This window comes from Streptococcus sp. CL5.50, from assembly GCF_049738015.1.
Lineage (GTDB): Bacteria > Bacillota > Bacilli > Lactobacillales > Streptococcaceae > Streptococcus > Streptococcus mitis_CA.
Map to the genome: position 1 here is coordinate 102,782 of NZ_JBKOTR010000005.1, position 22,205 is coordinate 124,986.

The following is a 22,205-nucleotide window of genomic DNA, read 5'->3' on the forward strand; positions in this document are numbered from 1 at the left end:
ATTTAATACTCAATGAAAATCAAAGAGCAAACTAGGAAGCTAGCCGCAGGCTGCTCAAAACACGGTTTTGAGGTTGTAGATAAGACTGACGAAGTCAGTCACATATATACGACAAAGCGACGCTGACGTGGTTTGAAGAGATTTTCGAAGAGTATAAAATTTTGTTTCATTTAATTATCTATATTTGTGTAAATTTAAAAGCCCGATGTTTCCATCAGGCTTCTTTTTTATCCATGTACACGTTTCATATAGTCTTGGTAACTTTCGGTATCCATGAGTTTTTTAGCGTTCTTGACGCGATCTGCTGTTGGTGGTTTAACCCCTTCGAGGGAATATGGAATTCCCAATTCACGCCATTTGAACTCACCCATGGTGTGATAAGGTAGAATTTCAAACTTATCAACATTTTTAAGAGTCTTGACGAACTTACCAAGTTCAATCAAGTCATCATCTCTGTCTGTCAAACCTGGAACTAGCACATGGCGAATCCAGACAGGTTTTCCAATATCTGATAGATACTGGGCACAGGCCAGGATGTTTTTATTGGTTTGGCTAGTGACAATCTTGTGCTGTTCTTCGTTGATTTCCTTGATATCCAAGAGGACCAAGTCAGTGACAGCCATGAGTTTGTTAAACTTCTCAAGGTAACGTGGTTTATTACGGAAAGGAAGGGCACAGGTATCCAAAGTACAGTGGATTCCGTGTTCTTTGGCCTTGGTAAAGAGGGCAATCAAGAAATCAATCTGCAAGAGGGCTTCTCCTCCACTGACTGTAATCCCACCCTTATTTCCCCAGAAACCACGGTAGCGCAAGGCCTCTGTCAAGACATCATCTACCGTCCGTTCACGTGATTTATTGGACTCCATAGCCCAAGTGTCAGGGTTATGGCAATACTGGCAACGCATGTGACAGCCCTGCAAAAAGACAATAAAGCGAATACCCGGCCCATCTACTGATCCAAAGCTTTCTGTCGAATGCACCATTCCTGTCACTTGTCCATAATCAATTGTTTCTTCAGACATATCGTTACCTTCCTTGAAAACGTTTTATAGTTTTATTATATCACGACTTGAAGGAAAAACAAGATTTTTGCCTATTTTTTAGAAAGCAATCTGTTTTTCAATTTCATTTTCAATTACTTATCATTTTATTCTTCAAAATCAAAGCCATACAAGGTTGCAAAGTAGTCCTCAGGGCGCTCTGCACGGCGGATTTGACGGGCTTTACCTTCTTCGGTATAGAGGATTTCCGCAGAACGAAGTTTGGCATTGTACTGGTAGCCCATTGAAAAACCATGAGCACCTGTATCATGAATTACCAGCAAATCACCGATTTCTGTATGAGGTAGTTCACGATTTACTGCAAATTTATCATTGTTTTCACAGAGTGAACCAACCACATCTACAACTTCAGCTGGTCCATCTGGATGGGTCAGATTGGTAATATGGTGGTAGGCTCCGTACATGGCTGGACGCATGAGGTTGACTGCTGATGCATCCACACCTAGATAGGTACGGTAGGTTTTCTTCTTATGGGTAACTCTTGTGACCAAAGCACCGTGAGGTGCTAACATAAAGCGACCCAATTCGGTGAAAATCTTGACTTGACCAAGACCTGCTGGCGTAAGGACCTCTTCATACACCTTACGAACTCCCTCACCAATCAAGGCAATATCATTTGGCTCCTGGTCTGGACGATAGTTGACACCAATACCGCCAGAAAGATTGATAAAGTCTAGCGAAATGCCCAACTTTTCCTTGATTTCAACAGCCAATTCAAAAAGCTGACGAGCCAACTCTGGATAATAGAGATGGGTCACGGTATTGGACGCTAGGAAGGAGTGAATCCCAAAAGTCTTAGCTCCTTTTTCCTTCAATATGGCAAAAGCTTCAAAGAGCTGGTCCTTGGTCATGCCAAACTTGGCTTCTCCAGGATTGTCCATAATATCTGTTCCTAGCTCAAAAACACCTCCAGGATTGTAACGACAAGAAATGATTTCTGGAATGCCTGCTGCTCGCTCCAGGTGTTCAATATCTTCAAAGGCATCCAAGTTAATGGTCGCACCCAATTCACGCGCATAGGCATATTCCTTATCTGGCGTGTTGTTTGAAGAGAACATGATCTCAGAACCTGGAAAATCCAGTTTATGGCTCATCAAAAGCTCCACATAACTAGAGCAGTCCACACCGCAACCTTCCTCTTGGAGAATTTTCAAAATAGCTGGAGTTGGAGTAGCCTTAACTGCAAAATATTCCTTAAAGCCCTTGTTCCACGAAAAGGCTTGGTTGACGGCTCTTGCCTTTTCACGAATTCCCTTCTCATCATACAAGTGAAAGGGAGTCGGGAACTCGGCAACAATCTTTTCCAAGTCTTCTTTATTGATAAATGGTGTTTTCATAAGTTTCCTTCTATTCTATTTGCAAAGAAAGGCTGGGACAATCGTTCCAACCTTTAGTTCTATCTCTTATTTATCTTCGTCAAAGATATTGCCAACCTCAACATCGATGGCTTGGTTCTTGACATCAATATTGGTTACCTTCAAGAGTGACTTGTAGTCAAACTGCTTTTCGCGTTCTTCTTGAGCATTATCCGCAAAGACCGCTACACCTGCCAATTCTGAATCAAACTCACGCAAGAGGCTGATCATCCCATTGACAGTTCCGCCACCTTTCAAGAAGTCATCCACAATCAAGACACGGCTGCCTGCCTTGAGACTGCGTTTTGAAAGAAACATTTTCTCAATGCGATCTCCACTTGAACCGGATACATAGTTGACGCTGACAGTTGAACCTTCGGTAATTTTCAGGTCACGGCGCACAATAACAAAGGGAACATTGAGGACATTGGCAACTGCATTTGCAAGTGGAACACCCTTAGTAGCTACTGTCATAACCGCATCAATTTTTTGGTCCATAAAGCTCTTGGCAATAATGCGACCAATATTTTTCAAGATAGCTGGTGTACTAAGCAAATCAGACAGGTAGATATAGCCACCTGGCAAGATACGGTCACTTTCTGACAACTTAGCACGCAAGTCCTCAACCATTTCCTTGGCATCATGGCTTGAGATTGATGGTGTGAAAATGACACCACCACCAGCACCAGTTACTGTCTGGATATGACCGATTTCAATTTCCTCAAAGGCTCGTTTGATAATGACGATATCCTCTGAGATGGATGATTTAGCAGATTCATACTTTTCAGCAAAAGTATTGAGACTAGTTAGTTTATAAGGATTATTAATCAAATAGTTGGAAATGACAACCATTCGATCACTTCTTCTTAATTTCATTTCTATTTCCCATTTCATTTAATTTTGATATTTTATCTATTATACCATATTCACATAAAAAAACGAACATTCTTATCCTAAAAAATGCTCATTTTTCTTAAATTGTTAATCTAAATCTGGTTTATAGAAGGAACGATTGTCCATAGCGAAGATTTTATTGGTCATCTCTCCTTTATCTACCAAAGCAAGAGCTGTTGACATCATCATCATGCTAGCATCCAGATTGTCAATCATATGGATAATCTCTGCTTCCATAATGCGTGGACGGACTGGACTTCCATACTCAAGTAAGCCATGGTGACTAAGGATTACGTGACGAAGCAGAACGACTTCTTCCTTGGTATCATCGATGCCGAGTTCCATCACTGTCTTGGTAATTTCACTATCAATCAGAGCGATATGCCCAAGGAGATTGCCTCTAACTGTGTATTCGGTCTGGTCTGGTCCCGTCAACTCGATGACTTTAGCTAAGTCATGCAGCATAATCCCTGCATAGAGCAGGCTCTTATTGAGCTGAGGATAGACTTCGCTAATAGCATCCGCCAAACGCACCATGGTCGCCGTATGATAAGCCAAACCCGTTTCAAAGGCATGGTGATTAGTCTTGGCAGCTGGATAGGAGTAAAATTCCTTATCATACTTGGTGTAGAGCTTTCGAACAATCCGTTGCCAAACAGGATTTTCAATTTTAAAAATCATTTGCGACATGTAGTCACGGATTTCCCTGACATCAACTGGCGACTTGACCTTGAAATCAGCTGGATCATTGGGTTCACCAGGCTGAGGCAAGCGGAGGGTAATTTGATTGACTTGAGGGGTGTTGTTATAAACTTCTCGGCGTCCTTTCATGTGGACAACCTTACCTGCGGTAAAGGCCTCAACGTTATGAGGTTGAGCATCCCAGAGTTTCCCTTCAATCTCGCCACTATCATCTTGGAAGGTAAAGGCTAGGTAGTTTTTCCCAGCGCGAGTTTGTCTAAGGTCAGCTGACTTGATTAGGTAAAAGCCTTCAAACAGCTCATCTTTTTTCATGTGACTAATCTTCATATTCTTCCTCATTTTCTTGGAAATGGAGTAGATCAAGCGCAGGCTCACCTTCTGACAACTCAATGTGACGGAGCGTCCGCTCGATAGCTGTGGTGCGACGGTTTAATAATTCATCAATATTGCCAGAGGCATGTTGGAGGTGTTTTTGTGCCTTGACCAGAATGCCACCAAACTTGCCAAACTCGGTCTTAACGCTAGCAAGGGTCTTGCTGATATGGTCGGCACTCTTTTGGATATTGAGAGTCTTGAAGCCAACTGATAGGGAATTGAGGAGGGCTGACAGGGTACTTGGACCTGCGACAATAATCTGTTCCTCCCGTCTCAAATCATCAAAGAAAACCGGATTGCGGACAATTTCTGAGTAGAGACCTTCTGTTGGAACAAACAAGACTCCAAAATTGGTTGTCCGAGGCGGTGCTAGATACTTATTCCTGATATCCTTAGCAAAGCGCTTGACGCTTGCTAAAAGCGATTTACGACAGCGTTCAATCTCGTCCTTATCACCTGCTTCATAGGCTTCTTCTAGACGGTAATAATCTGCCAGTGGAAACTTAGAGTCAATTGGTAGGTAGACGTATTCCTGGTCGCCTTGTCCGGGCAACTTGATGGCATACTCCACTCGTTCACTAGAGTTTTCAACCGTTGCAAATTCTCTTTCGTACTGGGCAGGTGTCATGATGTCTTCGATGATTTGCCCCAGTTGCAATTCACCCAGAATACCTCTCGTCTTGGTTCCTGAGAGAACCTTATTAAGGGCGCCGACATCGCGGGCAACAGTCTGCATTTCTCCAAGACCACGATTGACAGACTCCAATTGCTTGGAAACTGTCTCAAAGGAAGCCTGCAAGCGTGTCTGTAAGGTCTTTTCTAGTTTTTCCTCGACTGTTTGGCGCATTTGTTCCAAACGTTGCTCATTTGATTCCTGCAGAGCTTGAAGACGTTGGTCAGTCTTCTCCCTAGTTTGCAAGAGATTCTCTGTCATTTCTTGACGGACCTGAGTTAAGCCTTGGTGCAATTCGATTCGCACTTCTTGCAAACGGTCACTGACAGCCACTTCCAAATCTTTTTGGTCCAACTGACTGGCTTGTCGGGCTTGTTCAAAGCGGTAGTCCAACTGGTCTGACAGATGATCGGCCTGATCCTCCAAGTTCTTGCTGAGAAATTTTGCCTGCTTATCCTGTCTTTGCCAAATCAGAAAGAGACCACCTAGGTTGGCAATCAATAATAGAACAAGTAAACTTTCCATCCTACCTCCTGTCCTTGCTATGCAGTACAACCACATAGCCATCTGGGCAAGTCACCGAAACTTCCCTATCTATATATTCGTTAGAAGCGTACACTTTTTTAAAGAAAAAATTTTCCTCTGTCAACTCATACTTAGCTCCAAGAATGGTCAGCCGGCTATCCCGAACCGGCATAAAGGCTAGATAGTCATAGTCCGAGCGGGGTTCTAGCTGACTGGTTCCTTCTGGACAATAGGCAATCAAATTTTGCCCATCCTCAATTTCTATCTGGCGCATATAAGGCGCCAACTTGGGATTGCTAGGAAGAAAAACATTAGCCAGCATGTGATCAATACGGCCACCTAAAGCACCAAAAATAGTAACCTCAGCCTGAGGATTTTGCTCAAAGATGGTTAAGAGAGCCAATTCCAAATCTGTATCATCTTTTTCTGGTCGGGCTTGGACAAAATGCTGGGCACGTTTTTGAATCACCTGTCGTTCTTCTGCAGTTACAGAATCAAAATCTCCAACTGCTAGAGCAAGAGGAAGGTTTTCTTCCAAAACCCAAAGCGAGCCTCGATCCACACCGACAAAACTATCAAAGTCCGTCCGGTAGTGACCGCGGTCTCCTCCTGCAAAAACGGCAACCCTAGTCCAGTTGTTTTCTGAGAGTTTGTACTCGCTCATTGACATCTCCCTTAAAGACATAGGATCCTGCTACAAAAACGGTCGCACCAGCTGCTTTAGCCTGAGCAATAGTTCGATCATCAATCCCGCCATCCACTTCGATTTCAAAGTTCAAGCCTTTTTCATCACGAAGAGCAACCAACTCATGGACCTTATCCATAGTCTCTGGTAGAAAGGCTTGCCCACCAAAGCCTGGGTTAACTGTCATGACTAAAACTTGGTCAACTAGATGAAGGACGTGCTTGATGGCTTCAACTGGTGTGCCAGGATTGATAACAACTGAAGGTTTGACCCCTAGAGAACGAATTTTTTGGAGGGCGCCATGGATATGAGGTGTTGCTTCTACATGGATACTGATGATATCTGCACCTGCGCGCGCAAAGTCTTCTAAGTGGTGTTCAGGATTCGCCACCATCAAGTGGCAGTCAAAGACCATCTTGCTATGAGGTCGAAGAGCTTCGACCACACCTGCACCAAAACTGATTTGTGGTACAAAGTGACCATCCATGATATCGATATGGGCATATTCTGCACCAGTTGCTTCTAGACGTTTGATTTCACGTTCAAAGTTGGCATAATCTGCTGCCAGAATTGACGGAGCAATCTTGTATTGAGACATAGGTTTCTCCTTATTTTGGAATTTTTTTGCTGACTTTTTTATAGGTTTCTCTGCGATTTTCAATCTCACTGAGGAATTGCAGGTAGTTGTCAAAACGGAAGATGGCAATGGCACCCTCTTCTACTGCCGGCTTCACTGCACAGGACGGCTCATGGGTATGGGTACAAGTGCGGAATTTGCAGTTTCGGCTGACACTAGCAATCTCTGGAAAGGCCTGATTGAGGTCTTCCGCCGTTGATACTTCATAATCCAATGATGAAAAACCTGGTGTGTCTGCGATTTTACCTCCATTGAGATTATAAAAACTAACTGCTCGAGTAGTGTGGCGCCCGCGACCCAGACTGTCTGAAATTTCTCCTGTTTCAAGATTGAGGTCTGGTGCGATTTTATTGAGAAGTGTTGACTTCCCAACACCTGTCTGCCCCATAAAGACCGTAACCTTGCCTGTCAATAAAGGCAGGAGTTCCTCTTTACTGGTCACAAAGTCATAGCCGATATCACCATAGGTCTGTTGGTAAAAATCCAGTTCCCCTCTATCTTCCAGTAGGTCCATTTTGGAAATATAAACGATGGGATGGATGTCCTTGTGCTCCAAAAGAACCAAGAAACGATCCAGCAAATTGCTGTTAAAATCAGGTTCCTTGACTGACATGATTACTACAGCTTGGTCAATATTAACAATTGGCGGACGGACTAGGCTGTTTTTGCGTTCGTGAATCTTGAGGATATAGCCTTCTGAATTTTCCTCGGCAGAAAAATCTACCAAATCCCCAACGTAGGGAGTATGGCCTTTTTTACGAAAATTTCCACGCGCTCGTGTTTGATAAACCTTGCCATCACTCTCTACATAGTAGAAGCCTGCCAAGGCTTTAATAATTTGTCCCTGCATCTTAGAGTCCTTGCCCTTTAAGTGCATCTGCTAGGCTGGCAAATTCTGCCAAGCTGAGGGCTTCCCCACGTACACTTGGTGACAAGCCTGCTTGGTCCAAAGCCTTGGTCAGCTTGTCCTTGACCTCTTCAGTCTTGCCAAAGTAACCTGTCAAATTGTTCCACAAGGTCTTGCGGCGATGAGTGAAACTAGCCTTAGAAACCTTAAAGAAGAAGTTCTCGTCTTCCACTGCTACGGCTGGTTCTGGACGACGCACCATTTTCAAAATAGCAGAGTCCACGTTTGGCGCTGGCACAAAGACCGTACGAGGCACGATAAAGGCAACCTTGGCTGTCATGTAATACTGCACCGCAATCGACAAGCTACCGTAAGCCTTGGTATTCGGCTGGGCTGAAATGCGGTCTGCCACTTCTTTCTGCATCATAACAACAAACTCACTAAAAGGAATCCCACTCTCGATTAAGTGCATGAGAATAGGCGTCGTGATGTAGTAAGGTAAATTAGCCACTACCTTGATTGGCAGGTCAGGATTTTTGAAATTCTGGATATGTTGCGCCAAATCAACCTTGAGAATATCTTCGTTAACTACGGTCACATTATCAAAATCACGCAGGGTATCCGCTAAAATCGGTACCAAACGGTGGTCAATCTCAAAGGCCATAACTTGAGCTGCACGCTCAGCCAGAAACTCCGTCAAGGCACCAATCCCTGGCCCAATTTCGATAACATTGACCTGGTCATCAATCTCAGCCGTATCCACGATTTTTTGTAGGATATTGGTATCCGTCAAGAAATTTTGCCCGAAAGACTTTTTAAAGGTAAAACCGTGACGCTCCAGCACTGCCTTGGTCACGCTATAATCTGCAATTCTCATCTATTCTCTTTTCTATTATCTGCTACTACTATTGTAACACATTCCCCTTACATTTTGGGGCTGCTTAGCTGTTCTCATAAGATTTCATAACTTCTTCCACTTCTGCCAAAGTAACCCCAAACAACTCTAAGCGTTTGAGAAGTTGCTTGCCGTTGGAATAGCCAATCCGGAGAGCCTCTCCTAGATATTCTCGTCGCTTACGGCTGTCTGCTCCTGCTAGAAAACCAAGTCGAATCAAGTCGCTACGACTAATGTCAAACTGACTCTCATGTTCAAATTGTTCTGTCACCTGAGCTAGAGCCGTTTTCAGGTCTTCATAGCTGGCATGCTCAATTCCCAGAGAACGGCCCTTGGTCTTGGACTTGGGAACAGCTTCATCTCGCTTGAGGAAGGCATGCTGAACTGTTGGAATGGCCGTCATAATCATGCGACGAATCCGCTCCCCATTAAAATCTGGGTCTGTAAAGACAATGACTCCATGACGTTGGTGCAAGCGCTGAATCCGCTCTAGATCCTGCTCATTGATGGCAGAACCTCGTGTCTCATAGGTCTCTACATCGAAATAGCGTTTGAGATTGGCCGTATCATCGCGCCCTTCGACCACGATAACTTGGGAAATTTTTTCTTTCATTACTTGCTGTCCAATCCAAAAATTCGTTCTGCATTTTCAGTCGTTGCTGCCGCCAGTTCTTTTGTCGTCATGCCACGCAAATCCGCGATAAAATCTACTACATAGCAAGTGTAGGCTGTTTTGTTTTCGCGACCACGTTTAGGAACAGGAGCCAGGTAAGGCGCATCCGTCTCCACCAAAATCTTGTCCAAAGGTAACTCTTTAGCTGCTTCTTGGATGTCAGTTGCTTTCTTAAAAGTCACCACTCCTGAGAAGGAAATAGTCATGCCAAGCGCGACAAACTTCTCTGCCCACTCAAGCGTCCCTGAAAATGAGTGCATAATCCCACCTCGAGGACCAACTCCCTCGCTCTTAATAATCTCATAGGTATCTTCCAGCGCATCACGGGTGTGGACAACAAAAGGCAAATCCAAGGCCTTAGATAACTGAATCTGACGGCGAAAAACCTGCTCCTGCACCTCTTTTGGCGCTGTCATCCAATGGTAGTCCAAACCAATCTCACCCAAGGCAACTACCTTTGGATGCTTGAGCTTGTCAAGCAAGTAGGCTTCAATCTCCTCTGTGTAAGTCCCTGCTTCTGTCGGATGCCAACCAATAGTCGCGTAAAGTTGGTCGTACTCATCCACCAACTCCAAGGCACGCTCAATCGTCGGTTGATCAAAACCAACAATATTCATCTGTGTCACACCCATCTCAGCAGCCAAGGTAATTTCTTCTGCCTCACGACCTGCAAATTCTTCTACATTCAAGTGTGTATGTGTATCAAAAATCATCTCTTCTAACCTCGTTTTCTATCTACTATTATAGCAAAAAAACTGACCTCTCTCCTCATCTGAAAAAAATATTCTAAAACCCATCATCATCTCTTGACGCTCTTTTTCCAAAGCAGTATAATAGCACTTATTGAAATTTTCAGTAAAGGAAAATACCATGTTTACAAAATTAAAACAGACTTTTATCGGTCGTCCTCTCAAGTCCTTAACCGAAGGCGAGGGGGGACTGCTGGGAAAAATGCAGGCCTTGGCCATGTTGTCAAGCGACGCTCTATCTTCCATTGCCTATGGGCCTGAGCAAGTAGTCCTCGTCTTGGCTAGTCTCTCTCCCCTAGCTATATGGTGGAGTCTTCCTATCGGCCTCTTTGTCCTCCTGCTTCTAGCTAGCCTGACCGTTTCCTACCGTCAAATCATCCATGCCTACCCTCAAGGGGGAGGGGCATATATGGTTACTCGAGAAAATCTATCTCCTCAACTTGGCTTGATCGCTGGAGGTAGCCTGCTAGTTGACTACATGCTGACAGTAGCCGTATCCGTTGCGTCTGGAGCTGATGCTATTACAGCAGCCATCCCTGCCCTCCATCCCTACAATCTTCATATCTCTATTTTCCTAGTCTGCCTGCTCATGCTCTTGAATTTAAGAGGATTGAAAGAATCTGCCAGCTCTCTGATGATTCCTGTCTATCTCTTTATCATCAGTACTGTCTTTCTCTTGCTCTACGGAATCTTTCAACTAATGACAGGGTCTCTCAGCTATCAGGCAACTTCACCTATTGGGCATGCTGTTCCGAGCATGTCTATCATTCTCATTCTAAGAGCTTTTACCAGCGGATCTGCCTCTCTGACAGGGGTTGAAGCTATTTCAAATGCCGTTCCCTTTTTCAAGGCTCCAAAAGAAAAGAATGCTGCTCAGACCTTGACCATCATGGCCTTGATTTTAGGTTTTCTTTTTGCTGGTATCACCTTCCTAAACTACTGGATGGGGATTATGCCTCAACACGGAGAAACTATCCTCTCACAGATGGCTCAGGGAATCCTTGGTGATTCTTTCTTAGGTCACCTTGGCTATTATACCTTCCAATTCTCCACAGCCTTAATTTTGGCTGTAGCAGCCAATACTGGCTTTTCAGCCTTCCCTATGCTGGCCTACAATATGGCTAAAAACAAGTACATGCCCCACCTCTTTATGGAAAAAGGAGACCGCCTAGGCTACTCCAATGGAATTTTAACTCTGGCATTTGGAGCTATGATTCTTCTTCTCATTTTTAATGGTAATACCGAACGTTTGATTCCTCTCTATACTATCGGTGTCTTCGTGCCCTTTGCCCTTTCTCAGACTGGGATGATTCGTCATTGGAAAAAAGAAAAAGGGGCAAATTTCTTAAAACCTGCCCTTGCCAATATCCTTGGGGCCATCATTTGCTACGCGATTGTACTAATCTTGCTCTTTTTCCGTCTCAGTGATATCTGGCCCTTCTTCCCGATTATTCTCGTACTCACCCTACTCTTCTTAGCAATTCACAGTCATTACCAAAAAGTAGCCCAACAACTGCGACTCTATGAAGGAATCGAAAAACGTACCTACGATGGCAATCTTGTCCTCGTCCTCGTAGGAAATGTTACCAGAGTCAGCGTCGGAGCCATTAACTATGCCCAAAGTATCGGTGACGAAGTCTTAGCCATGCACATTTCTACTAAGGAAACAGCAGAGAAAGACCAAGAAATTCTCCAAGAATTTGCCGATTACTTCCCAACCATTACTCTGAAAAATATCAAGACCAGCTACCGCGATATCATCACGCCTACTGTCAAGTATGTCAAACGGATATCCGAGGAAGCCCAGAAAAAGAACTATACAGTCACTGTTCTGGTACCCCAGTTTATCCCTAATAAACCTTGGCAAAATATCCTACACAATCAGATGAGTCTCAAACTCAAATATGCCCTCCGTTGGCACCAAGACGTCGTTGTCGCTAGCTATTCCTATCACTTAAAAGAATAAAGAAAAGGCCCTACCAGAAGCAAGAAGCTCTGGTAAGGCCTTTTTCTGAATCCAGTCACTATGCTTATACTCAATGAAAATCAAAGAGCAAACTAGGAATCTAGCCGCAGGCTGCTCAAAGCACTGCTTTGAGGTTGTAGATGAAACTGACGAAGTCAGCTCAAAACACTGTTTTGAGGTTGCAGATAGAACTGACGAAGTCAGTAACAATATATACGGTAAGGCAACGCTGACGTGGTTTGAAGAGATTTTCGAAGAGTATTAACTGAAAAGCATTACTAGGAATATCATTGAATGTGGTTAGCTAAATCTTCCTGAGCTTTTTTATTTGACTCAGCTTTTTCTTTTAGCCACTTTTCATAGAGTTCTTGGTACTGTTTAGCAGTTACTGGCTCTTTTTGCAGTTCAACATATTTATAGTTGTCAGCATTTCCTTTATTCCCAACGAATGAGAATGGGCCTGTAAACGGTACAGTCTTACGGAAGATTGGATTAGCTCCACCACTTTGAACTGGTAGGAAGAGGGCACTATCTGTCAACCAAGCTTGGGCTTCAGCATATTTTTCATAGCGAGCATGATTATCTGTGATTTCCGCATCTGCCTGATCCAAGAGTTTCTTGTAGTCAGAAAGACCAATCTTATCCTTGACTTCTTTGTCTTTTCCTTCAGACAAGCCCATGTTTTTCAACTGAGAACCTGTCTCTGGATCAAGAATAGCTAGATAAGTCTTAGGATCTGAGTAGTCTCCACCCCATCCTGAGATGTCGATATCGTAGTCTTTTTGTTCTGCTGTATCTGCAAAGTAGGTTGCCTGGTCTTTTTCATCTGGAGAAAGTTGGATAACATCAATAACCACATTCTCCTTACCAAGGGTTTCTTCCACTGTTTGTTTGAAAGATCCAGCCTGTTGCACATCCAACTTAGCAGTCTGGTCAACTGGCATATCCAAATGAATTGGGAAGGTTACTCCTTGAGCTTGCAGACTTTCTTTGGCCTTAGCAAACTTCTCTTTGGCCTTGTCAGGGTTCAAGAAGGCTTGCTTACCATCGTTTAGGTTAATATTTGCCCAATCTTTACCGTAGTTGACAATTTTTTCATTGACAATATCACCAAAGTTCTTTTCGCCAACTTGGACAAAGTTACTTGGTGTAACTGTGTTACGCAAGATACGGTCTGCTCCATCTTCACCATTTGTCTGTGCTGCATAAGCATGACGGTCAAAGGCAAAGTTGATAGCCTGACGGAAATCTTTATTCTGCATAGCTGCGCGTGAATCTGTCTTTTCCTTATCAGACTGTTTCATAGTCTGCTTGTAACTTTGACGATTCACGTTAAAAAGATAGTAGAAAGTAACTGAGTTTTGCGGTGTATAGGTAATCTTGTCCTCATTTCCCTTCTTGAGTTCAGCAAAGACTGAACTTGTTGGGAAGATACGGCCATCTGTATAATTACCATCCAAGAAACCTCTAGCAATGCTGTCTTGGTCAGAACCGTCAAAGAAAGAGAGTTTCACTTTCTCGATTTTAACATTGTCCTTATCCCAGTAATTAGGATTCTTATCAAATTCAATTAAAGATTTTGATGTGAAGGACTTAAACAAGTAAGGACCATTTGACAAGATACTTGATGGCGTCACACTTCCAAAGTCATCTCCCTTAGACTTCAAGAAAGCTTCGTTTACAGGACTAAGGATACTTGCTGTTGTTTTAGAATTCCAATAAGTCTCAGGTTGGTTGAGGGTGTATTGGAGTGTGTAATCATCCACTGCCTTAACACCAACAGTTTCAAAATCAGATGATTTCCCTTCAACATAGTCTGCTAGCCCTTTGATAGAATCTTGTACCAAGTACAAGTTTTCAGCCTTTTTATCAGCCGCATACTTAAGACCAGTCACAAAGTCATGAGCTGTTACATCCGCATACTCTTCTCCTTCAGAAGTGTACCATTTTGCCCCCTGACGGATCTTATAAGTGTAGGTCAAACCATCTTTTGACACTGTCCATGACTCAGCCATAGACGGGATGAGATTGCCATATTGGTCATTTTCCAACAAACCATCAATCAAGTTGGTTGTGATACTAGATGTGGAGTCTCGGGTAGAAGTAATATAATCCAAGGTATCTGGGTTATTGACAAAGATATAAGAGTAAGTCTTGTCTGCATTACTTGATTGAGATGATCCACACGCTGCTAAAGCTAGACCTGCTGTCAAAGCCATAGTTCCAAAAAGCATAACTTTTGATTTCTTCATGATTATTCTCCATTTTTACAGTATGTGAAATATTATACACTATTCAAGCGAAAATATAAAGATTTTTGTACTTTTTTACAAAAATAAAAATCAGTAGACTCGAGTTCCTACTGATTTTTGATAGAATTCGTTTGGATTATGCAGCCAAAACTTTGCGTCCTTTACGACGACGAGCTGCCAATACGCGACGACCGTTTTTAGTTGACATACGGTTACGGAATCCGTGTTTGCGCGCACGACGAAGTTTACTTGGTTGATAAGTACGTTTCACGATGAATACCTCCTCATAGATTTTGTATTCGTTTAGCCGGCTATAAAGTGATCAGTTACTAAACATACTTTACTATTCTATCTGATTCTTTCACTTTTGTCAATAGCTCAAGGCAAATGTTTCCAGCTTTTTCGAATGTAAGCCCTATCTACGATACTGTTTCAAGAAACGAGTCATCTTTTCTTGTATTTGGGCTAGTTCATCAACACGAGGAAGGTAAACAATACGGAAGTGGTCTGGTTCCTGCCAGTTGAAGCCTCGACCATGAACCAAGAGAACCTTTTCCTGTTTCAAGAAATCAAGGACAAACTGTTCATCATCATCGATACGGTACATATTGCGGTCGATTTTAGGGAAGATATAGAGTCCCGCCTTAGGTTTAACCGCAGACAAACCTGGAATATCTTGAATAGCATTGTAAATGAAATTTCTTTGCTCGTAAATTCGTCCACCAGGAAGGAGCAATTCATCGACTGATTGGTGACCACCCAAAGAAGTTTGTACGACTTGTTGGGCCAAAACGTTAGAGCAAAGGCGCATATTGGACAGCATATTGAGCCCTTCGATATAGCCTTTAACATGTGTCTTAGGTCCAGACAAGACCATCCAACCTACACGGAAACCTGCAATACGGTGCGATTTTGACAGACCATTCATGCTAACACAGAAGACATCTGGTGCCAAGCTTGCCACAGGCGTATGCACATGTCCATCCATTACCATGCGGTCGTAAATTTCATCCGCAAAGATGATCAAATCATTTTGACGGGCAATCTCAATAATCTCCAACAAAAGTTCCTTAGGATAAAGGGCTCCAGTTGGGTTGTTTGGATTGATAAGGACGATTGCCTTGGTATTGGAAGTGATTTTTGACTTGATATCGTCAATATCTGGGTACCATTCTGCAGCCTCATCACAGAAATAATGAACGGCATTTCCTCCAGCTAGGCTGACAGCAGCTGTCCAGAGAGGATAGTCTGGCATAGGTACCAAGACCTCGTCTCCGTTGTCCAAAAGCCCCTGCATGGACATAACAATCAGTTCACTGACACCATTTCCAAGGTAAATATCATCAATATCGACATTGGGGAATTTCTTCAACTGGCAATACTGCATGATGGCCTTACGGGCTGAGAAAATCCCTTTAGAGTCAGAATACCCTTCACTATCACGCGCATTCATAATCAAGTCATGAATGACCTCATCTGGCGCTGTAAAGCCAAATTCTGCTGGATTTCCTGTATTCAGACGTAAAATCTTTTCTCCATTTGCTCGCATCCGCATGGCTTCTTCCAAAACAGGGCCACGGATATCATAAGCAACATGCTCTAACTTACTAGACTTGTTATATTCTTTCATCTTGTTTCCTCAATTCATCAGGATAGTAACATTATACCACTAGAAAGAGAATGCGACAAGTTTACTGAAATGTGTTACTAGTTTCGTATAGAAGAAAAACCTCGCTAAAAGCGAGGTCGAGACAGGGGAGATAGCAGGTATTTTGCGAAAGTCACATTACATACCAAAAGATAAACCTAGAAAAAGCAAGCCTAAAAAGGAGTCATAAAGAAGATTGAACATGAGGAAAAGTCCCCATATCATCAAGTAATCCCAACGCCCACTTCGTTTTGCAACTAGGAATAAGATTAGATGGTAGAGTAGGTGAAAGACTAAAAAGCCAACAAAACCTGGATAGAGAAGCGGTACCAGACTCTCTAATTGCCAGATCATGATAACTTCTAGCAAGACTGAAACTAGGATGATTCCATAATAAAGGAAATTCGATTTTTTTGTTTCTTGAAAAGCGTTTTTCATCATTCTCCCTCCCTTCACTTCTTTCCTGCTATCCTTTCTTTTATTTTATCATATATTTATATAGATTTTAATCGCTAACATTCTTTTGAAAAATACTTTTTTTGCTTTACTTCTATAGTGAAAAGGTTTACAATTATAGTAAGAAAATTTCAGGAGGTTTCATTATGGCACAACGTTACCAAAATATTATGGTCGCAATCGATGGTTCTAAGGAAGCGGACTTGGCTTTTGTCAAGGGAGTTCATTCTGCTCTACGAAACGACGCTAAACTCACCATCGCACATGTCATTGACACACGCGCTCTCCAAAGCGTATCCACCTTTGATGCTGAAGTTTACGAAGAACTCCAAGTCGACGCTGAAAGTCTGATGAAAGAGTACGAAAAACGTGCAAGAGATGCTGGTGTGGCAGATGTTCATATCGTCATTGAAATGGGAAATCCAAAGACCCTACTAGCGCGTACTATTCCCGATGCTGAGGAAGTGGACCTCATCCTCGTTGGCGCAACAGGTCTCAACGCCTTTGAACGCCTCTTGGTCGGTTCTTCATCTGAATACATCCTCCGCCATGCTAAGGTTGATTTGCTAGTTGTGAGAGAACAAGAAAAAACCTTATAATCACAAAGAAAAGGAGCCCAGAGCTCCTTTTTGTTTACTATTTATACTCTTCGAAAATCTCTTCAAACCACGTCAACGTCGCCTTGCCGTATATATATGTTACTGACTTCGTCAATTCTATCTACAACCTCAAAGCAATGCTTTGAGCAGCCTGCGGCTAGTTTCCTAGTTTGCTCTTTGATTTTCATTGAGTATTATTTCTCTCTTTATGGCGTTCATAAGCCTTGAGCTGGCGCTGCAGTTCCTTTTTAATAGCAGGTTCTGGAGCATATTTTTCTTCCCAATCATCTGGTTTTAAAATTTTGTGGGTCACTGGATCAAAATGAGCCTTGCCATCTGGGAAAATTTTCCCCATATTGGCCTGATGTACAATATCAAAAATACGTTCTGGGTCCACCCCCATCAAAACAAAACTACCGTAGGTAAAGTAAAGCGTGTCAATCAGGGCATCTACCTGACCTATCAAATCTTGCTGAGCAAGCGTCTTCTTAGCTACTTTATCTGCTGCCTTATCAAGAGCTTGATGAAGTTGCGATAGAGCTTGACCAAAGTCCTCTTCAGAAGGACTGGCAGCTCGAACAAACTCCACCAATTCTTCTATTTTAAAGCCAGCCCTGTGGGTTGCACCTTCTAAATCCCAAGCTCGAGGTTCTTCTTGGGTCCGTTCATCCATCATGTGGTGGAAGGTCTTGACCTTATTGAAATGATAGTCACGGCTGACAAAGACTTTTTCCGAAGCCAGAACACCAAAATGTTCCAGGGCCTTGTGGATTCCGTCTTGCTGATTGCTAGTGGTAATGTGCTTAGCAACTTCCTTGACACTGCTACTACCATTTCCCATAGCGACCGACATACCGACACCAGCCAGCATTTCTAGGTCGTTATCCGAATCACCAAAGGCCATGACTTGGTTGAGGTCAAAGCCATATTCTTTCCCGACTCGGCGTATGCCTTCCAATTTAGAGTTTCCTTGATTGATAACATCCGCTGCAAAAGGATTGCTACGTGTCAATTTCAAGTCTTCAAAATCAGCTGCCGCCTTCTCAGATTCTTCTGGTGTCATCAGCATCAAAACTTGGTAGATAGGCTGATTCATTAGATCAAGCAGATCTTCTTCCTTTTGGGGAACAACCTTGCTGACCATACGATTAAAGGAATGACTCACTGTCCGAGTTAAAACTGAGGGAACGAAGCGACTGATTCGTTGGGAAAAAGAACCCAAACCAAAGGACATGATTTTAGAACCCAACATGGCATCCTTGGTCCCTAGGGCAATCTCTTTGCCCTCTTTTTTAGCATACGTAATGAGCTGGCGCAAATGTAACTTGGAAATAGGACTCGTGAACAAGACTCTGTCTTTAGTAAAGATATACTGGCCATTGTAGGTTACCGCAAAGTCCAAATCCAAATCGTCCATCAATTCCTTAACAAAAAAAGGTCCTCGTCCTGTCGCTACGCCGACAAGTACCCCTTGTTCTTTGACGATTTTAATCGCGTCCTTAGTGGATTTCAAAACACTCTTGCGATCGTTGACCAAGGTTCCATCGATATCAAAAAAAACAGCTTTGACTTCCATCCTATCCCAATCTCCCCTTTTGTGATACAATGATTATACCACATTTCAGAAAGAGTGAGTAAATCATGCCTAAGAAAATCCTTGTTTTACATACGGGCGGAACTATTTCCATGCAAGCCGATGCTTCTGGCGCTGTTGTGACGAGTTCAGATAATCCCATGAACCATGTGTCCAATCCTCTTGAAGGAATCCATGTCCACGCCTTGGACTTTTTTAACCTGCCAAGCCCTCATATCCAACCCAAGCATATGCTGGCCCTCTACCAAAAAATCAAAGAGGAAGCTGCTAACTACGATGGAGTGGTAATCACACACGGGACCGATACTTTAGAGGAAACAGCCTATTTCCTTGATACCATGGAAGTTCCCCATATGCCTATCGTTCTAACAGGGGCAATGCGTAGCTCTAACGAACTCGGCAGCGACGGTGTTTATAACTATCTGAGTGCTTTACGGGTGGCTAGCGATGACAGGGCTGCGGACAAAGGGGTTTTGGTTGTTATGAACGATGAAATCCACGCTGCCAAGTATGTCACCAAAACGCATACGACCAACGTCGGCACCTTCCAGACCCCAACACATGGGCCACTTGGTCTGATTACGAAGCGGGAAATCCTCTACTTCAAAACAGCTGAACCTCGTGTTCGCTTTGACCTTGATCACATACAAGGTTTGGTCCCTATCATCTCGGCTTATGCCGGTATGACAGATGAGCTGATTGGTATGCTGGATTTGGAACAATTGGACGGTTTGATTATCCAAGCCTTCGGAGCTGGTAATATTCCCAAAGAAACAGCTCAAAAATTAGAAAGCCTTCTGCAAAAAGGAATCCCAGTCGCCCTTGTTTCACGATGCTTTAACGGTATTGCGGAACCTGTTTATGCCTACCAGGGCGGGGGCGTGCAGTTGCAAAAATCTGGTGTCTTCTTTGTTAAAGAACTCAACGCCCAAAAAGCCCGCCTAAAGCTCCTCATTGCCCTCAATGCCGGACTAACAGGACAGGCTTTGAAAGACTATATGGAAGGCTAATACTCTTCGAAAATCTCTTCAAACCACATCAGCGTCTATCTGCAACCTCAAAGCAGTGCTTTGAGCAACCTGCGGCTAGCTTCCTAGTTTGCCTTTTGACTTTCATTGAGTATAACTCCTACTCTAGAAAGCAAAATCAGGAAATCTTCACGATTCCCTGATTTTTTCTATTTACGTTTTCGTGTGGAACGACGTTCTGTCAAACCATGAGGTAAGAGAACTTCACGTTCTTCCAACTCTTCCTTGTGCATAATCTTAGTCAACATACGCATACTAATAGCACCAAGGTCATAAAGAGGTTGGGCAATAGTTGTCAAGTTTGGACGGGTAAAGCGTGAGATTTGTGAATCATCACTAGTAATGATTTCAAATTCTTCTGGTACTGACACACCCTTATCAGCAAGACCGTTCAAGACACCTGCTGCCAATTCATCACCTGTTACAACTGCTGCAGTTGCGTTTGATGAAATCAAGCGTTCTGCCAAGGCATAGCCGTCTTCATAAGTGTATTTAGATTCAAATACCAATCCTTCGCTATAAGAAATCCCTGCTTTTTTCAAGGCTTCCTTGTAGCCAACCAAACGAACCTTACCATTGATGTCATCCACTAATGGACCGCTTACGAAAGCAATGCGCTCATTTTCTTTAGCAAGGTAGGTCACTGCATCAATCGTAGCTTGTTTGTAGTCAATATTGACACTTGGAAGCTGATGTTCTACATCCACAGTTCCTGCAAGAACAACCGGTGTCCGAGAACGAGAAAACTCTGAACGAATTTTTTCAGTCAAGTGGTAACCCATAAAGATGATACCATCTACTTGCTTAGAAAACAGTGTATTGACAACTGAAACTTCCTTATCATCATCCTCATCACTGTTAGCAAGGACGATATTGTACTTGTACATTTCAGCGATATCATCAATCCCTTTAGCAAGCGTTGAAAAATAACCATTGGTGATATTTGGAATCACGACACCGACAGTAGTTGTCTTTTTACTTGCAAGACCACGCGCCACGGCATTTGGACGGTAATCCAAACGATCAATCACCTCAAGCACTTTTTTACGTGTGTTCTCTTTTACATTCTTATTGCCATTGACTACACGGCTAACCGTCGCCATTGAAACTCCTGCTTCACGGGCGACATCATAAATCGTTACTGTATCGTCTGTATTCATTCCATTTCCTTTCTATATCATACCTAACGAGACTCCAAAAAAAGAGACGGTATGAAAATTTCGTTTTCATGCTTCTACTTATTCCATTTTATCACTAATTGTAAACACTTTCAAGCATTTTTTGAAGATTGTTTGAAAAAAATTTCATAGTATGCTATGTTGAAGAAGAAAAAATCACCTTTTCTTGATTTTTAATCCTATTTGCTGTATGATAAGGAAAAAGAAAGGGGGCAGAAATATGGCTTTTACCAATACCCACATGCGGTCTGCTAGTTTTGGCATTGTTACCAGCTTACCTGATGATGTCATTGACTCTTTTTGGTATATTATTGATCACTTCTTAAAAAATGTCTTTGAATTGGAAGAAGAACTCGAGTTTCAATTGCTCAATAACCATGGAAAAATTACCTTCCATTTTTCAAGTCAACACCTCCCCACAGCCATTGATTTTGACTTTAACCATCCTTTTGATCCTCTTTATCCACCAAGAGTACTGGTTTTAGATATGGATGGTAGAGAAACTATCCTCCTCCCAGAAGAAAATGACCTATTTTAAAAACTCTAGCCTTCAGTTACAAACGACTGAAAACTAGAGTTTTTCTATTTTTTCAAAGCATCATACAAGTTGCGGACAGGTTGCTTTAATGTAGGATGGATAAAATGAGGCGCAATTTCTTGAAGAGATTCAAGAACAAAAAGGCGTTCTTCTATATAAGGATGTGGCAAGATGAGGTTGTCTGTATAAAGGATCTGGTCCTCCACAAAGAGCAAGTCCAAATCAATCAAACGAGGTCCCCAATGCACTTCTCTCACCCGTCCCATCTCTGACTCAATAGCTAACAAGGTCTCTAACAAGACTGGTGCTGGCAGCCAGGTTTCCACCTCAACCACTTGATTAGCAAAGCTATCTTGCTCCACACCCCCCCAAGGCTCCGTCGTCAAGACACTGGACTCTTTGAGAATATGGATGCCACGAGCTCTCATTTTTTCAATGGCTTGTTCCAAATTGTCTTGCTTATCTCCCATATTACTTCCTAGGGCGATAAAGGCTCGTTGCTTACGGCGATGAATGGTTACTGAGCAAGTATCTAGTGACAAATGCACCGGTGCCCAAGGTTTCTTCAGTTCCAACTTAATTTCTTGGACAAGAGGATAAGTTTCAAAGGTACGTTCTACCAGTTTGTAGGCCACCGTTTCAATCAAGTCCTCACTCGCTTCCTGAAACCATGTCGTCCACTGCTGACACAGTTCTCCATAATGGACAGAAGCCGTTAAATCCAAATCTGTCGCCGCCTTGGTCATATCATAGGATAGGATTGCGGAAATAACAAACTTCTGCCCCAATTCTTTCTCACTAGGAAAAAGACCATGATAGGCAAAAATTTCCAAATCCTTAATCTGTAGTTGATCCATAATGATTCCTTTCTAGAA

General features: G+C 42.9%; 22 protein-coding genes. 4 read left to right on the plus strand and 18 right to left on the minus strand.

Annotated elements, in window-relative coordinates:
* Positions 1 to 227 precede the first annotated feature (227 nt).
* The 11 genes from pflA to ACLNCV_RS04685 form a co-directional block, all read right to left on the minus strand.
* Positions 228 to 1,022: a pyruvate formate-lyase-activating protein gene (gene pflA / locus ACLNCV_RS04635; protein WP_078237940.1), complete on the minus strand. Its 795-nt coding sequence runs from the start codon at positions 1,020 to 1,022 to the stop codon at positions 228 to 230.
* A 125-nt stretch (positions 1,023 to 1,147) separates the two neighbouring features.
* Entirely contained in the window at positions 1,148 to 2,398 is a 1,251-nt protein-coding gene (locus ACLNCV_RS04640; protein ID WP_424844908.1) for a diaminopimelate decarboxylase, read from the minus strand.
* 66 nt (positions 2,399 to 2,464) lie between these two features.
* Positions 2,465 to 3,292: a pur operon repressor gene (purR, locus tag ACLNCV_RS04645; RefSeq protein ID WP_004238844.1), complete on the minus strand. Its 828-nt coding sequence runs from the start codon at positions 3,290 to 3,292 to the stop codon at positions 2,465 to 2,467.
* 105 nt (positions 3,293 to 3,397) lie between these two features.
* The gene (locus tag ACLNCV_RS04650; protein ID WP_078237939.1) at positions 3,398 to 4,339 is read right to left on the minus strand and encodes a 3'-5' exoribonuclease YhaM family protein; all 942 of its coding nucleotides are present in this window, start codon (positions 4,337 to 4,339) and stop codon (positions 3,398 to 3,400) included.
* Positions 4,329 to 5,585: a DNA recombination protein RmuC gene (gene rmuC / locus ACLNCV_RS04655; RefSeq protein WP_424844909.1), complete on the minus strand. Its 1,257-nt coding sequence runs from the start codon at positions 5,583 to 5,585 to the stop codon at positions 4,329 to 4,331. Before rmuC ends, ACLNCV_RS04650 begins: the two co-directional genes overlap by 11 nt.
* A 1-nt stretch (position 5,586) precedes the next feature.
* Positions 5,587 to 6,249 carry a thiamine diphosphokinase gene (locus ACLNCV_RS04660; protein ID WP_033684740.1) on the minus strand — a complete coding sequence of 221 codons (663 nt, stop codon included), beginning with the start codon at positions 6,247 to 6,249 and terminating at the stop codon, positions 5,587 to 5,589.
* Positions 6,212 to 6,868 (minus strand): ribulose-phosphate 3-epimerase, encoded by a 657-nt coding sequence (gene rpe, locus ACLNCV_RS04665; protein WP_033684738.1) that lies wholly within the window; start codon positions 6,866 to 6,868, stop codon positions 6,212 to 6,214. Before rpe ends, ACLNCV_RS04660 begins: the two co-directional genes overlap by 38 nt.
* Positions 6,869 to 6,878: 10 nt before the next feature.
* A complete protein-coding gene (rsgA, locus tag ACLNCV_RS04670; protein WP_173875761.1) occupies positions 6,879 to 7,757 on the minus strand; it encodes a ribosome small subunit-dependent GTPase A in 879 nt (292 codons plus the stop codon).
* 1 nt (position 7,758) lies between these two features.
* Positions 7,759 to 8,631 (minus strand): 16S rRNA (adenine(1518)-N(6)/adenine(1519)-N(6))-dimethyltransferase RsmA, encoded by an 873-nt coding sequence (gene rsmA / locus ACLNCV_RS04675; protein WP_004255823.1) that lies wholly within the window; start codon positions 8,629 to 8,631, stop codon positions 7,759 to 7,761.
* A gap of 64 nt (positions 8,632 to 8,695) precedes the next feature.
* Positions 8,696 to 9,262 (minus strand): ribonuclease M5, encoded by a 567-nt coding sequence (gene rnmV / locus ACLNCV_RS04680; RefSeq protein ID WP_424844910.1) that lies wholly within the window; start codon positions 9,260 to 9,262, stop codon positions 8,696 to 8,698.
* Complete coding sequence (locus tag ACLNCV_RS04685) at positions 9,262 to 10,035, minus strand: TatD family hydrolase (RefSeq protein ID WP_424844911.1); 774 nt, start codon at positions 10,033 to 10,035, stop codon at positions 9,262 to 9,264. Before ACLNCV_RS04685 ends, rnmV begins: the two co-directional genes overlap by 1 nt.
* Before the next feature lie 157 nt (positions 10,036 to 10,192).
* Between ACLNCV_RS04685 and ACLNCV_RS04690 the strand changes: the two genes are divergently transcribed.
* A complete protein-coding gene (locus ACLNCV_RS04690) occupies positions 10,193 to 12,037 on the plus strand; it encodes an APC family permease (protein WP_424844912.1) in 1,845 nt (614 codons plus the stop codon).
* Between the two features lie 287 nt (positions 12,038 to 12,324).
* On the opposite strand, the gene ACLNCV_RS04695 is transcribed toward ACLNCV_RS04690, so the two are convergent.
* The 4 genes from ACLNCV_RS04695 to ACLNCV_RS04710 all read right to left on the minus strand — a co-directional run bounded on the left by ACLNCV_RS04695 (position 12,325) and on the right by ACLNCV_RS04710 (position 16,378).
* Positions 12,325 to 14,289 carry a peptide ABC transporter substrate-binding protein gene (locus tag ACLNCV_RS04695; RefSeq protein ID WP_424844913.1) on the minus strand — a complete coding sequence of 655 codons (1,965 nt, stop codon included), beginning with the start codon at positions 14,287 to 14,289 and terminating at the stop codon, positions 12,325 to 12,327.
* 136 nt (positions 14,290 to 14,425) lie between these two features.
* Positions 14,426 to 14,560 carry a 50S ribosomal protein L34 gene (gene rpmH, locus ACLNCV_RS04700; RefSeq protein ID WP_000831905.1) on the minus strand — a complete coding sequence of 45 codons (135 nt, stop codon included), beginning with the start codon at positions 14,558 to 14,560 and terminating at the stop codon, positions 14,426 to 14,428.
* Positions 14,561 to 14,704: 144 nt separating this feature from the next.
* The gene (locus tag ACLNCV_RS04705; RefSeq protein ID WP_424844914.1) at positions 14,705 to 15,919 is read right to left on the minus strand and encodes a pyridoxal phosphate-dependent aminotransferase; all 1,215 of its coding nucleotides are present in this window, start codon (positions 15,917 to 15,919) and stop codon (positions 14,705 to 14,707) included.
* A gap of 156 nt (positions 15,920 to 16,075) precedes the next feature.
* A complete protein-coding gene (locus ACLNCV_RS04710; RefSeq protein WP_314514883.1) occupies positions 16,076 to 16,378 on the minus strand; it encodes a hypothetical protein in 303 nt (100 codons plus the stop codon).
* A 161-nt stretch (positions 16,379 to 16,539) separates the two neighbouring features.
* Between ACLNCV_RS04710 and ACLNCV_RS04715 the strand changes: the two genes are divergently transcribed.
* Entirely contained in the window at positions 16,540 to 16,992 is a 453-nt protein-coding gene (locus ACLNCV_RS04715; protein ID WP_024058091.1) for a universal stress protein, read from the plus strand.
* A gap of 184 nt (positions 16,993 to 17,176) precedes the next feature.
* Here the strand turns inward: ACLNCV_RS04715 and ACLNCV_RS04720 are convergent, their stop codons facing one another.
* Positions 17,177 to 18,568: a Cof-type HAD-IIB family hydrolase gene (locus tag ACLNCV_RS04720; RefSeq protein WP_424844915.1), complete on the minus strand. Its 1,392-nt coding sequence runs from the start codon at positions 18,566 to 18,568 to the stop codon at positions 17,177 to 17,179.
* Positions 18,569 to 18,633: 65 nt separating this feature from the next.
* Between ACLNCV_RS04720 and ACLNCV_RS04725 the strand changes: the two genes are divergently transcribed.
* Positions 18,634 to 19,596 (plus strand): asparaginase, encoded by a 963-nt coding sequence (locus ACLNCV_RS04725; RefSeq protein WP_411865277.1) that lies wholly within the window; start codon positions 18,634 to 18,636, stop codon positions 19,594 to 19,596.
* A gap of 167 nt (positions 19,597 to 19,763) precedes the next feature.
* On the opposite strand, the gene ccpA is transcribed toward ACLNCV_RS04725, so the two are convergent.
* Positions 19,764 to 20,774 carry a catabolite control protein A gene (gene ccpA / locus ACLNCV_RS04730; protein ID WP_001090627.1) on the minus strand — a complete coding sequence of 337 codons (1,011 nt, stop codon included), beginning with the start codon at positions 20,772 to 20,774 and terminating at the stop codon, positions 19,764 to 19,766.
* A gap of 238 nt (positions 20,775 to 21,012) precedes the next feature.
* Here ccpA and ACLNCV_RS04735 point away from each other — a divergent pair, with 238 nt between their 5' ends.
* Entirely contained in the window at positions 21,013 to 21,330 is a 318-nt protein-coding gene (locus tag ACLNCV_RS04735; protein ID WP_033681210.1) for a DUF960 domain-containing protein, read from the plus strand.
* Between the two features lie 44 nt (positions 21,331 to 21,374).
* Here the strand turns inward: ACLNCV_RS04735 and folK are convergent, their stop codons facing one another.
* Positions 21,375 to 22,187 (minus strand): 2-amino-4-hydroxy-6-hydroxymethyldihydropteridine diphosphokinase, encoded by an 813-nt coding sequence (gene folK, locus ACLNCV_RS04740; protein WP_424844916.1) that lies wholly within the window; start codon positions 22,185 to 22,187, stop codon positions 21,375 to 21,377.
* Between the last annotated feature and the right edge of the window lie 18 nt (positions 22,188 to 22,205).

What these genes read in the sequence shown, in the direction of transcription:
- pflA (WP_078237940.1), bottom strand. Translation starts at nt 1,022, where the DNA reads ATGTCTGAAGAAACAATTGATTATGGACAAGTGACAGGAATGGTGCAT.
- ACLNCV_RS04640 (WP_424844908.1), bottom strand. Translation starts at nt 2,398, where the DNA reads ATGAAAACACCATTTATCAATAAAGAAGACTTGGAAAAGATTGTTGCC.
- purR (WP_004238844.1), bottom strand. Translation starts at nt 3,292, where the DNA reads ATGAAATTAAGAAGAAGTGATCGAATGGTTGTCATTTCCAACTATTTG.
- ACLNCV_RS04650 (WP_078237939.1), bottom strand. Translation starts at nt 4,339, where the DNA reads ATGAAGATTAGTCACATGAAAAAAGATGAGCTGTTTGAAGGCTTTTAC.
- rmuC (WP_424844909.1), bottom strand. Translation starts at nt 5,585, where the DNA reads ATGGAAAGTTTACTTGTTCTATTATTGATTGCCAACCTAGGTGGTCTC.
- ACLNCV_RS04660 (WP_033684740.1), bottom strand. Translation starts at nt 6,249, where the DNA reads ATGAGCGAGTACAAACTCTCAGAAAACAACTGGACTAGGGTTGCCGTT.
- rpe (WP_033684738.1), bottom strand. Translation starts at nt 6,868, where the DNA reads ATGTCTCAATACAAGATTGCTCCGTCAATTCTGGCAGCAGATTATGCC.
- rsgA (WP_173875761.1), bottom strand. Translation starts at nt 7,757, where the DNA reads ATGCAGGGACAAATTATTAAAGCCTTGGCAGGCTTCTACTATGTAGAG.
- rsmA (WP_004255823.1), bottom strand. Translation starts at nt 8,631, where the DNA reads ATGAGAATTGCAGATTATAGCGTGACCAAGGCAGTGCTGGAGCGTCAC.
- rnmV (WP_424844910.1), bottom strand. Translation starts at nt 9,262, where the DNA reads ATGAAAGAAAAAATTTCCCAAGTTATCGTGGTCGAAGGGCGCGATGAT.
- ACLNCV_RS04685 (WP_424844911.1), bottom strand. Translation starts at nt 10,035, where the DNA reads ATGATTTTTGATACACATACACACTTGAATGTAGAAGAATTTGCAGGT.
- ACLNCV_RS04690 (WP_424844912.1), top strand. Translation starts at nt 10,193, where the DNA reads ATGTTTACAAAATTAAAACAGACTTTTATCGGTCGTCCTCTCAAGTCC.
- ACLNCV_RS04695 (WP_424844913.1), bottom strand. Translation starts at nt 14,289, where the DNA reads ATGAAGAAATCAAAAGTTATGCTTTTTGGAACTATGGCTTTGACAGCA.
- ACLNCV_RS04705 (WP_424844914.1), bottom strand. Translation starts at nt 15,919, where the DNA reads ATGAAAGAATATAACAAGTCTAGTAAGTTAGAGCATGTTGCTTATGAT.
- ACLNCV_RS04710 (WP_314514883.1), bottom strand. Translation starts at nt 16,378, where the DNA reads ATGATGAAAAACGCTTTTCAAGAAACAAAAAAATCGAATTTCCTTTAT.
- ACLNCV_RS04715 (WP_024058091.1), top strand. Translation starts at nt 16,540, where the DNA reads ATGGCACAACGTTACCAAAATATTATGGTCGCAATCGATGGTTCTAAG.
- ACLNCV_RS04720 (WP_424844915.1), bottom strand. Translation starts at nt 18,568, where the DNA reads ATGGAAGTCAAAGCTGTTTTTTTTGATATCGATGGAACCTTGGTCAAC.
- ACLNCV_RS04725 (WP_411865277.1), top strand. Translation starts at nt 18,634, where the DNA reads ATGCCTAAGAAAATCCTTGTTTTACATACGGGCGGAACTATTTCCATG.
- ccpA (WP_001090627.1), bottom strand. Translation starts at nt 20,774, where the DNA reads ATGAATACAGACGATACAGTAACGATTTATGATGTCGCCCGTGAAGCA.
- ACLNCV_RS04735 (WP_033681210.1), top strand. Translation starts at nt 21,013, where the DNA reads ATGGCTTTTACCAATACCCACATGCGGTCTGCTAGTTTTGGCATTGTT.
- folK (WP_424844916.1), bottom strand. Translation starts at nt 22,187, where the DNA reads ATGGATCAACTACAGATTAAGGATTTGGAAATTTTTGCCTATCATGGT.